The organism is Flavobacterium sp., assembly GCF_035456085.1.
Lineage (GTDB): Bacteria > Bacteroidota > Bacteroidia > Flavobacteriales > Flavobacteriaceae > Flavobacterium.
This window is the reverse complement of the sequence record NZ_DATIDY010000124.1, coordinates 1-14,837: the sequence shown is the minus strand read 5'-3', so window position 1 is coordinate 14,837 and position 14,837 is coordinate 1. Positions and strand designations below refer to the sequence as shown.

Here is a 14,837-nt window from a genome sequence, read left to right as displayed (position 1 = left end):
GATAGAGCATTTCAGGTATGTAGGCTCCCCCAAATTCTCCGTAATAGCCTTTTTCGTTGACGTTGTAACTCATTTATTTTTATTTTTATTTTGTGTACAGACGCGATTTATCGCGTCTCTTAATGTTAATTATCTTTATTTGACGAGACGCGATAAATCGCGTCTGTACATAATTGTATGTTTTTTAATCCCGGTTCAATTTCAAATTTACTATTTACATCAATGGCATAAACGGGTAAATTGGTTTTTAAAATTTCTTTTACAGCACTCATTTCCTCAATTCCAATTCCGCCACTGAGGAAAAATGGTTTGGTAGAAGGATAGTTTTCTAATACTTTCCAGTCGAAAGTAGTTCCATTTCCACCAGGTAATTTTCCTTTGGTATCAAAGAGAAAATAATCACAAACCGGTTCGAAGGGTTTTAATACTTCAAAATCAAAGGTATCTAAAATTGAAAAAACTTTTATGATTTCAATCTCTTTTGGCAGTACTTTTTTTAAGTTTTCACAAAAATCAACCGATTCGTTACCATGAAGCTGAACTGCCTGTAAATCATATTTTTCAGCTTTTGTTAGAATTTCTTCCGAAGTGGCATTGACAAAAACGCCTACTTTTTTAATTGATTTGGGCAATTCTGGAATAATTCCGTCAAAATATCGAGCTGATTTTTCCCAGAAAATAAATCCCATATAATCGGGTAGGAGCGAGCCTACTTCGAATATATTTTCAGGATTTTTCATGCCGCAGATTTTGAGTTTCATTTTTATTTGTTTTGCGCGATGAACCACGAGCCATGGGCAATCGGCATTGGGCAATCGGCCCAGAGCCTAAAACCCATGGCTCAAAGCTTACAGCTGATTAATAAATTCCGTTGCCGCTTTGCCAGCATTATCCGTTTTCATAAAGTTTTCTCCAATCAAAAATCCTTTGTAGCCGTAAGGTTTTAGTTCGTTGATAGCTTCAATTGATGAGATACCGCTTTCGGAGACTTTTACAAAATCATTTGGTATTTGGTCAGCCAATTGTTTGCTAAAATCCAAACTTACTTCGAAAGTCTTTAGATTTCTGTTATTTACTCCGATCATATCTAATGTTGGCATGATAGATTTTTCTAATTCTTGCTGGTTGTGAACTTCCAATAAAACTTCTAAGTTTAAACTTTTGGCAAATTCAGATAAGGATTTGATTTCTTCTCTTGTCAAAACGGCTGCAATAAGCAGGATTAAATCGGCTCCGTGGGCTTTGGCTTCTAAAATTTGGTATTCGTCGATGATAAATTCTTTTCGTAAAAGCGGAACATTTACCGAAGCTCTTGCTAATAATAAATCATCCAAAGAACCACCAAAATATTTTCCATCGGTTAAAACTGAAATGCCGCAAGCTCCAGCATTTTCATATCCTTTTACAACTTCTTCAACAGTAAAACCATGATTGATAACTGATTTTGAAGGGGAACGGCGTTTGTGTTCGGCAATAATTCCTGTGTTGCTATTTCTTAAATTTTGACTTAAAGAAATGGTCTTTTTTCCAAAGAAAACGGAAGATTCCAATTGTGAAACCGGAATGATGGATTTTTTAAGAACAACTTCTCTTTTCTTGTCGATTATGATTTTATCTAAAATATTCATTTTATTTATTTTCTTTTAATAACTAACATTTGGTTTCCGTTTTTTTGAAATTCATAGTCTGAAGATTCAATATTTACGGTGAAATCGGTTTTAAAATGGGCAATTATATCATCTAAAACTTCTGATTTCAAAGCGTTTAAATTCACTATCGGAAATATTCTTATTTCTTTGCAGATTCTCAACATTTCTGTAATTGATTCGAGATGAAAATCCAATCCCAATTGTGAATACAGAATTAAGAAATGAGAACTTAAACCCAAATCAAATTCGAGTGGTTCGTATTTTGTTGCATTTGGCAATTCGTGGTAAACATAGCGTTGTTGTTCTTTTCCCAATTCAAAGTCATTAGCAAAGTTAGACATCGCTTCCATGCGAATTTTTTCTAATTCAGCCACGTTTTTGATATTTTTCCAAACAAAATTTTCCTGATTAGCTTTCATTTGCTCAATAACAGTTTCCTTTGTTTCGTTGATCCTTTGTTTCAGTTCACTTTCTGTAAATTGATAGACAGGGTCTAATGAAATTACCGTTTTACCAAGTTTTGCCATCTGTGAATTAAAACTTGCAGGGCCATCTCCAAAACTGATAATTTTTCCTTTTAAATCGGAATCTGTCAGTTTGAATATTTGGATGTATTCTTCTAAAGTCCGTCCCCAAGGAACTACATTTTTTAATTCAAAAGCCATGACTTTGCTATTTACTTAATTCTTTCAATTTATTCAATGCCGAAAGAGCTTTTCCAGAGAATAAACTCTCTTTGGCTAATTCAAAACTTTCTAAAAGAGGAATTCCATTTACAGTAGAAATTGCCATTGCCGCATTGGCACAGACTACATTATTCTGACCTTCGGTTCCTTTTCCAGAAATAATATTCAAAAACATTTCAGCTGATTCTTCAATTGTTTTTCCGCCTTCAATTTCGCTTTGTAACAATTGTCTAACACCAAAATCTGAAGGATTTAACATACCTTCCTTAGTACTGCTTATTATTTTTGTTGGTCCTGTCAGCGATACTTCGTCATATCCATCAAGAGCGTGTAAAATAATATAATTGACATCTGTATTTTGATATAAGTAGCCATACATTCTAGCCATTTCAAGATTAAAAACCCCCAACAATTGGTTTTTAGGAAATGAAGGATTTACCAAAGGACCTAACATATTAAAAAAGGTTTTTACACCTAATTCTTTTCTAATTGGTCCAACATTTTTCATCGCTGGATGGAATAGAGGAGCGTGTAAAATGGCGATTCCAGCCTGATCCACACATTTTTCTATAAAATCAGGATCATTGCTGAATTTAACTCCCAATTTTTCCATTACGTTACTTGAACCAGAAATTGAAGAAACCCCGTAATTACCGTGTTTAGCAACTTTTACTCCAGCTCCTGCGGTAATAAAGGAAGCCAAAGTGGAAATGTTAAAAGTATCTTTTCCGTCTCCACCAGTACCAACCAAATCAATGGTGTTGTAAGCAGATAAATCGACACGGACACACAATTCTAACAAGGCTTCACGAAAGCCTGCCAATTCGTCTATGCTAATGCTTCGCATCATGTATACGGTCAAAAAAGCTGAAATCTGGCTTGGATTATAGCTTCCGCTAGAGATATTTACCAATACATTTTTGGCTTCTTCCTTTGAAAGTATTTCGTGATTGATTAATCGGTTTAATATGTTTTTCATTTTTTTATTTGTTTATGTAGAGACGTTGCATTGCAACGTCTCTACCGTAACGTCTTTAAATTTTTAATGTTCATTTCCTTGATAAATCCACATAGGTTCTGTGTTTCCTGCTCGTTCAAAACCATTTTTTTTATAAAAATCAATGGCTTTTCCATCTGCGGTTAACATCTGCATGTGGAAATCTCGATATTTTTCCTGTAATTTTTCTAAAATCATTTTCCCAATTCCTTTTCCTTGGTATTCTGGAAGCACTAATAAATGCGGATAATAGACAGTTAAATGTCCATCTGAAATTGCATTTCCAAGCCCCACTAGTTTTTTACCTTCCCAAGCCGTGATAAGTGTCTCGGAATTCAATAAACCATTGTATAATTGAGTTGGCTTTTCAGCTGAACTCCATTTGTTAGCTTTGTAAAGAAGAAGAACATCGTCAATATTGATATTTTTTGTTTCAGAAATGGTTATATTCATTTTTTTAAGTTGCTAAGATTCTAAGTTTTTATACTTCTAACTCTATTTTCTAACTTCTATTTTCTTTTTAGACATGTATTTCAAATAATCAACAATTTCTTGTGACTGCTGTTTTGTGATTCCAAGTGTTGGCATTTTAACTTTATTTCTGAAAGAAGCCGGATCTACGATATAATCAACCAATTCTTTTTCAATCCAGTATTCAGTTATACTTTTTGGATAATTTAATTCAGGACCCATAGTTCCTCCAATTCCGTTGATAGAATGACAAGTGATGCATTGTTTTTGAAATAAATTATAGCCAATTTCTAATTCTTTATTATCTGAAGGAAACAACTCTTTTGTTGATTCATTCGATGGTTTAAGATGAATTTTTATCAAATTATAAGGCCATTTATAACGAATGTCTTTTTCTGAAACTGATTCATAAACTAAATAAAAAGGATCAGCATTCATCTCATTGCCATCTTTGATTATTTTCTCCCAATTAGAACCTTTTGGTGCCTCTATATCCTTAAAAGCTAAAAAAGGTTTTGTATTTAAAAACAATTCCAAAGGCATTTCAGGTTTGTAACCATCGATGCATTCAAATACTATTTTGGTGTTTTTGATATCAATTTTACTTAAATCAATTTCTTTTTTTAAAACATTCAAAGCATTTACAGCCTGATATTTTTTTGTTTTGTGATAAACAGGATCATTAATAATGGTTATAATCGTGTCCTTTCCTAATTTGTTTTTTGCTTGTAAATCCAATAAATCGATCCCTGTTTCTGGTTGGAAAACAGTAGTGTTTGTGCCTTCGACTTTTTGCTCTTTCTTTTGATTGCAAGAAGAAAGAACAAGAACAGAAAGACAAAAAAGGGTTATATGGATTTTGGTTATTTTCATTTTTTTTGAATTTCAATTGTAGAGACGTTGCACTGCAACGTCTCCCACAATGTTTATCGATTTTGGATTAACGTTTTCACGGTTTAGACGTTGCACTGCAACGTCTCTACGAATTAACCCAATTTTCTAACATCTTTTTTCCATTAGGTGTCAAAACACTTTCAGGATGAAATTGGACACCTCTTACATCATATGTTTTATGTCTTAATGACATTACTTGACCGTTTTCATCAAAAGAGGTTGCTTCTAAAACATCTGGTAAATTTGTGTCAACAACCCAAGAATGGTAGCGGCCTACTTCAAATTCCTTCTCTAATCCTTCAAACAACAATTCATCGTTGACAACAGTTTTTACATTTGTGGCAACGCCATGATATACTTTATCTAAATTTGAAAGTGTTCCTCCATATACTTCTCCAATGGCTTGTTGACCTAAACACACACCGAAAATACTTTTGGTAGCACCATATTTTTGGATAACGGCTTTTAATAATCCAGCTTCATCCGGAATTCCGGGACCTGGAGAAAGTAATATTTTATCGAAATGTGCAATTTCGTCAATATCGAATTCGTCGTTTCTATAAACGGTTACTTCGCAATTTAAATCTTCCAGATAATGCACTAAATTATAAGTGAAGCTATCGTAATTGTCTATGACTAATATTTTTTTCATTTTATTATGTTTTTAAAATTGAAAAATTTAAGGATTTTAATTTTTCAAATGATTATTTTTCCCGAACGTATTTTTCGATAATTATTCGGTCAACGCCTAATTTTTCTACTTTTTCAACTCCTTTTTGAATAAGAGTGTCATTTTTAATTTTTACAACAAATTCAAACGTATTGTTCTCCCAAGCGCGGTTGTTGAAATACTCCAGATGTTCAGTATAAACACTATCTTTTAGTGTATATTTTCCGCCACCGCCGAAGAATACTGCAGTACTGTCTTTTCCGTTATTTAAATCATGATTAAAAAAAGCAAAATGTGTTTCATTTAATATTTTAATCATTTTGGTTTTAGCATTAAAAGTCGAATAAGTTGAATCTTTTTCGGTTGCAGTTGCTGATATTAATCGCCAAGTACCTGCTAAAGGAAGTGTATTTGATTCTTTTTTTGATTCACATGAAGCTAAAAGTAAAACAGCAATTAAAAATAGAACGTAATTTTTCATTTTATTTAGATGTTGATTTTATAATTTAAAGTTAATTCATCTGCACTTTTTCCTCGAATTCCCCAGTTGTGTAACGGTGTTTCAAAAATTGTAATCTCAACATCCATTGGAGTTATCGCTAAATTGGTTTCAAATTTTTCGAATATAAGTTGATAGAGTTTCTTTTTAGATTCAACACTTCTTCCTTCAAAAGCGCTAATTTCTATAATGGTATGTTTTGATGTTCTTCCTTCGAAATAAATAAAACTATCTTCCTCGATATAAATAAATCGATGCGCCTTTTTTTCTTTTGGGAATTGAAAGGCTTCAAACATACATTCGCTAAGAATTTCAGAAACTTTTTCTTTAATCGGATGAAGATTTTCTCTTATACCAAATATCTTAATTTGTCCCATTTTGATTTAATTAAATGTTTTCGGCCATTTCCAAGGCAGTATTTAAAGCTCTTAATTTATTGTAAACTTCCTGCATTTCGCTTTCTTCATCCGAACTGGCGACAATTCCTGCACCAGCTTGTGAATGCAATTGATGATTTTTGCTCAGGAAAGTTCGGATCATAATGGCGTGATTAAAGTTGCCTTCAAAATCCATGAAACCAATTGCCCCTCCATAGAAATTACGGTTTGTTTTTTCGTAATCTTCGATTAATTGCATTGCTCTGTGTTTTGGGGCGCCACTTAAAGTTCCTGCTGGAAAAGTATCAGCCACTACTTGCATCGTTGTGGCTTCTTCATGTAAATGTCCGGTTACTTTGGAAACCAAATGGATTACATGTGAAAAAAACTGAACTTCTCTGTATTTTTCTACTTGAACACCGTGTCCGTTTCGGCTTAAATCGTTTCGGGCCAAATCGACCAACATCACATGTTCGCTATTTTCTTTTTTGTCTTCAGATAAATTTTTGGCAAGAACAGCATCTTTTTCGTCATCACCAGTTCTTTTGAAAGTTCCGGCAATTGGATGAATTTCGGCTTTTCGGTTTTTTACAATAATTTGCGCTTCGGGCGAAGAACCAAAAATTTTGAAATCTCCATAATCAAAGAAAAATAGGTAAGGGGATGGGTTAATGCTTCGTAAAGCTCTGTAGACATTGAATTCGTCACCTTTAAAACCTTGTGTAAACCTTCTGGATAAAACCAATTGGAATACATCTCCACGGAAGCAGTGTTTTTTTGCCAGAGCCACGTTTTGCTTAAATTCTTCATCAGTTAAATTTGAAAAACCTTCACCTTCTTTGGTGAATTTATAAGAAGCAATATTTCTGGATTGTAAAAGTTGTTCAATTTCAGAAATGTTATTTCTGCCATCTAAGCTATGACAAAATATGAAAGCTTCATTTTTGAAGTGATTAATGGCGATGATATTTTGATACACTGCATAATATACATCAGGAATTGAATTGCTGTTTTCTTTTTTGGCAATTGTTACTTTTTCAAAATAACGGACGGCATCATACGAAATGTATCCGAAAAGTCCATTATTAATGAATTTAAAATTGTTTTTATCCGATTGAAATTGACCTGAGAATTCCTGAATTATCTTCGGGATGTCAGTATTTCCATCAATAGAAATTGTCTCTGAAGTTCCGTCAGGATAGGTTTTGTAAACGGTTTCGTTTTCAATTTTTATCGAAGCTATTGGATTACAGCAGATATACGAAAAACTGTTATCGTTACCGTGATAATCACTACTTTCCAGTAATAAACTATTCGGGAATTTATCTCGGATTTTGAAATAAATACTTACCGGCGTAATCGTATCGGCAAGTATTTGTTTGTAGTTGGTTTGTAGTTTATAAGTTGTCATTCTTTATATGGCTTTGAAAGTTTGTTTGTTTTGAAAATAAAAAAAAGGCTTGTCGTGATGACAAGCCTTTTTTTATTTATAGTTTCAAATAATACTATAGGAGCTTACTTCACGACGTTTGACGTAAATTGTTCCACCACCAAGTATTGTTTGTTATTGTTCTCATATTCTGTTTGTTGTTTTGCAAATATATAAATGAAATTTATTTTGACAAAAATAATGAATGAAAAAAAAAGATAATTTTTTTCGTTTTTTGTTAAATTATAATAGTTAGTATATTAAAACCACGTTTAATTCGAAATCATCATAAATAGTTTTATCTCCCAAATCATCAAAATAGCTGCCTGAACCATATTTAATATCGTACTTAGTTCGGTTTATAGTCAGATTGGCAGTAGCCTTTTTGCCAACTACAACCAAATCAAACTGAATAGAATTTGTAATTCCCTTGATAGTCAAGTCGGCAGTAACGAGATAAGTATTGTTTGGTTTATTTGCAATACTTTTAAATACTAATGTTGCAGTAGTATTGTTTGCCGTGTTAAAAAAATCTTCAGATTTCAAATGGGTTTCCAGCTTTTGTTTGGAACTTCCGGTTTGATCTGTATTTGATAAAGTTGTCATATCTGCGGTAAAACTTCCACCAGTAACTTTTTTGTTTTTAAAAACAAGATAACCATCTTTGAAATTTACCGTTCCTTCATGTTCGCCAGTGATTTTTTTCCCAACCCACTTAATGATACTTTTGGAAGTATTAATTTTATAGGTTTGTGCAATTCCTACCTCAAATGAAAAAAGAAGTAATAAAACAAGACTAAGTGATTTTAAGTTTCTCATAATTTCCTGAATTAAATTAATATAAAAAAGTGAAGTCGATGTCTTTAAGGGAAAAATGAATCAATGAATTAAAGATTTTTACATCTGAACGAATATAAATCCTACATAAAGTTAGTTTAAATAAATGTATTTTACTTATTTTCAAAACATTATTTAAAAAAGAAGTGCTTTTTGGGCATGCCCTCGTTATTCAACTTTTGTTTTTTTTATCAGCATTTTGGTAACGAGGTCAGGCTGTCCATTATATCTTTTCTTTCCTAAAGAAGGAAATAAAAGGATGCCATTTCCATCCTTCATGCAAATTCAGTTTCATATAAAACATTTGGTTTTAATACAAAAAAAATACCCCCAGCAATGCTGAGGGTACTTTCCATTAAAAATTCTAAAATTAAAATGTTAAGTTCACTGTCAATTCAAATTCGTCATAGATAGCTTTGTCACCAATGCTTTCGAAGAATGATTTAGAATTGTATTTGATATCGTATTTAGTTCTGTCAACATTGAAAGCTATAGAAGCAGTGTTTCCTTTCACAGTAAGATCAAAAGCAACAGGTTTAGTAATTCCTTTGATAGTTAAATCAGCATTAACACCATATACACCATTTCCTTTATTAGCAATAGTTTTGAAAACTAAAGTAGAAGTTGGGAATTTTTCAGTTCCAAAGAAATCTTCTGATTTCAAGTGACCGTTTAATTTTCCTAAGTATTCACCTGTAAGATCAGTAGCTGTCAAAGAAGTCATATCAACAACGAAATTCCCTCCAGTTAGAACATTTTTTTTGAATACTAAAGCTCCACTTTTGAAAGCTACAGTTCCGTTATGTTGACCAGTTACTTTTTTTCCAACCCAGTTGATGTTACTTTTTGTTACGTCAATTTTTTTGGTTTGAGCAGTTGCTACTACTGTTGATAAAGCTACTACGAATGCTAAAGCGATTGTTTTTAAATTTTTCATGTTTGTTGTTTAAAATATTAATTAGTAATTGATTAAAAATTATAAAGTTATAAATAAGTCTTCTTGTGATTTTCTAACTTTTTTCTGAAATTGTGTAGCATCTTCTTCATGACGATAGCCTACAGTTGCAATTAAAGAAGCGTTAAGGTTTAATTTGTCTAAGCCTAATATTTCGTTTACTTGTGCTGGTACAAATCCTTCCATTGGAGTTACATCAATTTTTAGTTCGGCTGCAGCATTTAGTAAATTTCCTAAAGCTAAATACGTTTGTTTTGATGACCAAACATTTTTAACAGCTGGTTCTAATGTTGAAATTTTAGATTTCATAAAGTCACTGTATCCTGCTAAAGATTCAAGAGGAGTTTCTCTTGTAATACTGATGTTATTTATAAAATCATCTATAGCATCATCTCCAACATTAGTGTCATTTGCGAAAATTAGTAAATGAGAAGCTTCTACAATTTGTGATTGTCCCCAAGCTGCTGGTTGTAGTTGCGCTCTTAGCTCCGGATTTTCTACGATGATTATTTTATAAGGTTGCAAACCGTATGAAGAAGAACTCATACGAATAGCTTCTTTTAATGTATTTAAGTCTTCTGCTGAGACTTTTTTAGTAGCATCAAATTTCTTTGTTGCATATCTCCAATTTTGATTATTCAAAAAATTGCTCATAGTTGTAATTATTTAGTTCGGTATTTTTCTAATAATATATTTAGTTGTTCTAATTCTTCAGGAGTCAAATTGTTGGCAAAAAAATCTGCGTGTCCTTTTACTTTAGGATCTAATTCGGTCAATAAATCTAATCCTTGTTGCGTAATTAAAACTTCAATCTTTCTTCTGTTATCTGGGCAAACATTCCGGGTAACCAATTCTTTCAATAATAATTTGTCTACTAATCGCGTTGTGTTACTCGTTTTTGCTAACATGCGTTCTTGTATAATGCACATATTTGCGGGTTGTCCTTTTTGGCCTCTCAAAATTCGTAATACATTATATTGTTCTCCCGAAATATCATAAGGTTTAAGTATTTCGTTAAAACTTTCAGTAATTACGTTTTCTGTTAATAGTACATTCAAAATGACACTTGTCGGTTTGGTGTACTCAATCGTACTTTTTAATTCATCCTCTATTTTCATTACCAAACGATGTTTATTTGTTGGTACAAATGTAACACTTTTTATATTTGTATATACAAACGTCATGTTAAGTTTTTGTTAATTAAAAAGTTTTACCAAATTAATAAATTGGTTTTTAATATTTTATATTTTAATTGAAATTATAGACAAAAGTTTATTTTATTAAAGAGCCATTGCTTTTAATTCGGTTTCAAGCCTATCAAAGTTTTCTTCGTTTTTGTCAACTATGAAAGGTTTTAATTTATTGCATTCTTCAATCGAACTAAAAAGCATTTTAAAAACGACTTTAGTTTCTTCTTCAGATATATCTTCAAATGTAGCCAATACCTGAAATAATGGTTTTGAATAACGTTTCCACGCTACTAATGAAGGTTTTTCTATTTTAATAAATTCACATTCATTTGTATAATTTCCTTTGTCTGGACCGTGCATAATAAAATTCCATTTTCCGCCTACCCGAAAATCAAACTCATTAAAAGTATTTGTAAATCCAGCAGGACCCCACCATTTTTTGAGATGTTCTGGTTCTGTCCAGGCACGATATACAAGCTCTCTAGGGGCTTTTACAATTCTCGTACTTACAATTTCACTATTTGGGGTTGTCGTAATAATTTCTGTTGCCATAGCTAAATTGTTTTATCATTTATTAAAGTTTTAAAGGCATTAGTAAATTTAATAAATTCATGTTTTGTATTTTCATCTGTAAAATTTCCCTGCTCGTTTATTTTTCCTTTTATCCCTTGAATCAATAAAGTAGTTTCTGGAGTGAAGTTTGCCATAACAGTTCTCATTATCAATTGCAATTCTTCGTGTCCTTTTATTCCGCTTGCAGAGGCAGTTATGAGTCCAATGGTTTTGTCAGTGAAAACTGTTGTAGCGACACACCATTCAATAGCATTCTTTAGTCCACTGGGAATGCTAAAAATATATTCGGGTGTACAAATTAGGATTCCATCTGCTTTTTCAATGTTCTCTCTAAATTCGATTATTTCTGTGGGAGGGAAGGCTGTTGTGAGGTCTGGATCAAAATGCGGAAGTGTTTTTAGGTCTTTAAAAATGTTTAATTCAAAAATGTCTTTGGTTAATGCTGTAAAATGTTGCACTAGTTTTTCATTGGCTGAATTTTTGCTTGCACTTCCTATAAGTACGAATACAGTTATCTTTTTTGTCATTTTATCGGGTATATATAGTTTATTTTTAAAAAGAATTTCACCCAACGTTTTTAATTAAATCAAAAAGCCCTAAAGGTTACTTCAGGGCTTTGAGTATTATAAAAAAGTACTATTATAATTTTACAGTTAAACCAATTCCTGGAGATAAACCAGAAACGCTTCCACCGGCAATCTCTACATATACACCCCATTTCTCATTCCAAAACCAACGTCCACCCACTTGAAGACCGAAATCAACGTCACTGTCATCGTTATCGTTGTCACCAGTGTAAATAGAGTATCCAACATTTGCACCGCCATAGACATCCCAAGCAGGATCAGTAATTCCAAATGCATTATCAAAATAATAATTTCCTTTAACTCCAATATTTACCCAATCTAAATCAAAATTGGTTCCGACACCAGGAGCAATTGTAATATTCTTATGTACAGGAATTTCATAATTAATTCCCAAAAGCCCGAAATTAAGTTCTTTTCTTGCTTGGCCAAAAACGCTTGCAAAACTCAACAATAATGCAAAAACTAATAATGATGTTATTTTTTTCATATTCATAATGTTAAAAAGTTTAACACAAAGATAAATAAAATTTTGTTAATTGTTTAAATATTAGAAAGTTATAAATGATAAATGGTAATTATGTAATTGTTTACGTATAATTTTAAAAATCTTTAATTTAAAGTACTATTTCTAATTCTATCAAAGATAATTTACGATCACAAATATGGGTTCAAAATACAAGAGGGATAGAAGCAAACTACCGAAGTAGTGCGTATAGCCCGACCGCATTAGGGAAAGGGGGCGAATAAGTGCATGGCAGATAAGCCCCTTTTCCTAATGTGGTCTTGCCCAAATGACTTAAATAACTGACGTTATAAGTTTATTGTAAAATGTCAGTTTGTCATATTATATCGGTCAATTTTAGTATAAACTGACAATTTCAGACTATGATTTATATTGGCATAGTCATTGCTTTTTAGTCTTCGAGTTATAAAAATGAGTATACATAAAAATTAAATATATTAAAAATGGGTAAAATAATCGGAATTGATTTAGGTACTACAAACTCTTGTGTTTCTGTGATGGAAGGTAACGAAGCTGTTGTTATCCCTAATGCAGAAGGAAAAAGAACTACACCATCTATCATCGCTTTTGTTGAAGGTGGAGAAATTAAAGTGGGTGATCCTGCAAAAAGACAAGCAGTAACTAACCCAACAAAAACGATTGCTTCTGTTAAACGTTTTATGGGACATACATTTGCTGAAATTACTGAAGAAGCGAAAAGAGTTCCTTATTCTGTAGTTAAAGGTGATAACAATACTCCACGTGTGGATATCGATGGTCGTTTGTATACTCCACAAGAATTGTCTGCAATGACACTTCAAAAAATGAAAAAAACTGCTGAAGACTACTTAGGTCAAACAGTTACAGAAGCGGTTATTACTGTTCCTGCTTATTTTAATGATGCACAACGTCAAGCTACTAAAGAAGCTGGAGAGATTGCTGGTCTTAAAGTAATGCGTATTATTAACGAACCTACAGCTGCTGCTTTGGCATATGGTTTGGATAAAAAAGGAAAAGATCAAAAAATTGCTGTTTACGATTTAGGTGGAGGTACTTTTGATATTTCTGTTCTTGAATTAGGTGACGGTGTATTTGAAGTATTGTCAACAGACGGTGATACACACTTAGGAGGTGATGATTTTGACCACGAAATTATTGACTGGTTAGCTGATGAGTTTAAAGCTGAAGAAGGTATCGATTTGCGTCTTGACCCAATGTCATTGCAACGTATCAAAGAAGCTGCTGAGAAAGCTAAAATTGAATTGTCATCTTCTGCAGAAACTGAAATCAACTTGCCTTATGTAACAGCTACTGCTTCAGGACCAAAACACTTAGTTAAAAAATTAACTCGTGCTAAATTTGAGCAATTAACTGATTCATTAGTTAAACGTTCTATGGCACCAGTTGCTAAAGCATTGAAAAACGCAGGTTTATCTGTTTCTGATATTGACGAAGTTATTTTGGTTGGAGGTTCTACTCGTATCCCAAAAATCGTTGATGAAGTTGAGAAATTCTTCGGTAAAAAAGCATCTAAAGGAGTTAACCCTGATGAGGTTGTTGCAATTGGAGCAGCTATTCAAGGTGGAGTTCTTTCTGGAGACGTAAAAGATGTATTGTTACTTGACGTTACACCTTTATCTTTAGGTATCGAAACTATGGGTGGAGTTATGACTACATTAATTGAAGCTAACACAACTATCCCAACTAAAAAATCTCAAGTATTCTCTACTGCTGCTGATTCTCAACCATCTGTTGAAATTCACGTATTGCAAGGAGCTAGACCAATGGCTGCAGATAACAAAACTATCGGTCGTTTCCACTTAGATGGTATTCCACCAGCACCAAGAGGAGTTCCTCAAATTGAAGTAACTTTTGATATTGATGCTAATGGTATCATCAAAGTTTCTGCAACTGACAAAGGAACTGGAAAATCTCACGATATCCGTATCGAAGCTTCTTCTGGATTGACAGCTGAAGAAATCGAAAAAATGAAGAAAGATGCTGAAGCAAATGCTGATGCTGACAAAGCTGCAAAAGAAAGAGCAGAAAAATTGAACGAAGCTGATTCTATGATTTTCCAAACTGAGTCTCAATTGAAAGAGCTTGGAGATAAATTATCTGACGAAAATAAAACAGCTATCGAATATGCTTTGACTGAATTGAGAATGGCTCACCAATCTCAAGACCTTGAGGCTATCCAAAAAGGATTAGACAATGTTAATACAGCTTGGAAAACAGCTACAGAAAACATGTACGCTCAAGGAGAACAAGCTCAATCTGCTGCTGAGCCACAAGCGCAAGCACAAGGAGACAATGTGGAAGACGTTGAATTCGAAGAAGTAAAATAATTTATTTCTGTGACGTTGTAGAGATGGACTGCAGTCTGTCTTTACCGTTCGAAAACATAATTGATATGAAAACCGAGTCAGAAATGGCTCGGTTTTTTTGTTATATTTACATTGTAATTAGAAAACAAGAAATGGAAAAGTTAATAGTTAAAAATTTTGGACCGATAAAAGAA

At 32.7% G+C, this 14,837-nt stretch carries 18 protein-coding genes; 1 reads left to right on the top strand and 17 read right to left on the bottom strand.

Going from position 1 to position 14,837, the window contains the following annotated elements:
- Positions 1–125: 125 nt before the first annotated feature.
- The 17 genes from VLC96_RS09520 to VLC96_RS09440 all read right to left on the bottom strand — a co-directional run bounded on the left by VLC96_RS09520 (position 126) and on the right by VLC96_RS09440 (position 12,301).
- Positions 126–761 carry a phosphoribosylanthranilate isomerase gene (locus tag VLC96_RS09520; protein ID WP_325262436.1) on the bottom strand — a complete coding sequence of 212 codons (636 nt, stop codon included), beginning with the start codon at positions 759–761 and terminating at the stop codon, positions 126–128.
- 87 nt (positions 762–848) lie between these two features.
- Complete coding sequence (gene trpC, locus VLC96_RS09515) at positions 849–1,628, bottom strand: indole-3-glycerol phosphate synthase TrpC (RefSeq protein ID WP_325262434.1); 780 nt, start codon at positions 1,626–1,628, stop codon at positions 849–851.
- A gap of 5 nt (positions 1,629–1,633) precedes the next feature.
- On the bottom strand, positions 1,634–2,314 hold the full coding sequence (locus VLC96_RS09510; protein WP_325262432.1) for a hypothetical protein: 681 nt from the start codon (positions 2,312–2,314) through the stop codon (positions 1,634–1,636).
- A gap of 7 nt (positions 2,315–2,321) precedes the next feature.
- Positions 2,322–3,314: an anthranilate phosphoribosyltransferase gene (trpD, locus tag VLC96_RS09505; RefSeq protein WP_325262430.1), complete on the bottom strand. Its 993-nt coding sequence runs from the start codon at positions 3,312–3,314 to the stop codon at positions 2,322–2,324.
- Between the two features lie 63 nt (positions 3,315–3,377).
- On the bottom strand, positions 3,378–3,785 hold the full coding sequence (locus VLC96_RS09500; RefSeq protein WP_325262428.1) for a GNAT family N-acetyltransferase: 408 nt from the start codon (positions 3,783–3,785) through the stop codon (positions 3,378–3,380).
- Between the two features lie 42 nt (positions 3,786–3,827).
- The gene (locus VLC96_RS09495; protein ID WP_325262426.1) at positions 3,828–4,676 is read right to left on the bottom strand and encodes a c-type cytochrome; all 849 of its coding nucleotides are present in this window, start codon (positions 4,674–4,676) and stop codon (positions 3,828–3,830) included.
- A 106-nt stretch (positions 4,677–4,782) separates the two neighbouring features.
- Complete coding sequence (locus tag VLC96_RS09490) at positions 4,783–5,349, bottom strand: anthranilate synthase component II (protein ID WP_325262425.1); 567 nt, start codon at positions 5,347–5,349, stop codon at positions 4,783–4,785.
- 52 nt (positions 5,350–5,401) lie between these two features.
- Positions 5,402–5,848: a putative periplasmic lipoprotein gene (locus tag VLC96_RS09485; RefSeq protein ID WP_325262423.1), complete on the bottom strand. Its 447-nt coding sequence runs from the start codon at positions 5,846–5,848 to the stop codon at positions 5,402–5,404.
- Positions 5,849–5,853: 5 nt separating this feature from the next.
- A complete protein-coding gene (locus VLC96_RS09480; RefSeq protein WP_325262421.1) occupies positions 5,854–6,243 on the bottom strand; it encodes a tautomerase family protein in 390 nt (129 codons plus the stop codon).
- A 10-nt stretch (positions 6,244–6,253) separates the two neighbouring features.
- Positions 6,254–7,654 (bottom strand): anthranilate synthase component I family protein, encoded by a 1,401-nt coding sequence (locus VLC96_RS09475; RefSeq protein WP_325262419.1) that lies wholly within the window; start codon positions 7,652–7,654, stop codon positions 6,254–6,256.
- 270 nt (positions 7,655–7,924) lie between these two features.
- Entirely contained in the window at positions 7,925–8,491 is a 567-nt protein-coding gene (locus VLC96_RS09470; RefSeq protein WP_325262417.1) for a YceI family protein, read from the bottom strand.
- A 388-nt stretch (positions 8,492–8,879) separates the two neighbouring features.
- Complete coding sequence (locus tag VLC96_RS09465; protein WP_325262415.1) at positions 8,880–9,446, bottom strand: YceI family protein; 567 nt, start codon at positions 9,444–9,446, stop codon at positions 8,880–8,882.
- 39 nt (positions 9,447–9,485) lie between these two features.
- On the bottom strand, positions 9,486–10,118 hold the full coding sequence (locus VLC96_RS09460; RefSeq protein WP_325262412.1) for an NAD(P)H-dependent oxidoreductase: 633 nt from the start codon (positions 10,116–10,118) through the stop codon (positions 9,486–9,488).
- Positions 10,119–10,126: 8 nt separating this feature from the next.
- Positions 10,127–10,582, bottom strand: a complete 456-nt coding sequence (locus VLC96_RS09455; protein WP_325262410.1) for a MarR family winged helix-turn-helix transcriptional regulator — start codon at positions 10,580–10,582, stop codon at positions 10,127–10,129.
- Positions 10,583–10,744: 162 nt separating this feature from the next.
- Complete coding sequence (locus tag VLC96_RS09450) at positions 10,745–11,206, bottom strand: SRPBCC family protein (RefSeq protein WP_325262408.1); 462 nt, start codon at positions 11,204–11,206, stop codon at positions 10,745–10,747.
- Positions 11,207–11,208: 2 nt separating this feature from the next.
- Positions 11,209–11,754, bottom strand: coding sequence for an NADPH-dependent FMN reductase (locus VLC96_RS09445; RefSeq protein ID WP_325262406.1), 546 nt, complete (start codon positions 11,752–11,754; stop codon positions 11,209–11,211).
- A 112-nt stretch (positions 11,755–11,866) separates the two neighbouring features.
- Complete coding sequence (locus VLC96_RS09440) at positions 11,867–12,301, bottom strand: hypothetical protein (protein ID WP_325262405.1); 435 nt, start codon at positions 12,299–12,301, stop codon at positions 11,867–11,869.
- Positions 12,302–12,780: 479 nt separating this feature from the next.
- Here VLC96_RS09440 and dnaK point away from each other — a divergent pair, with 479 nt between their 5' ends.
- The gene (gene dnaK, locus VLC96_RS09435; protein WP_325262402.1) at positions 12,781–14,664 is read left to right on the top strand and encodes a molecular chaperone DnaK; all 1,884 of its coding nucleotides are present in this window, start codon (positions 12,781–12,783) and stop codon (positions 14,662–14,664) included.
- The last annotated feature ends 173 nt before the right edge of the window (positions 14,665–14,837 follow it).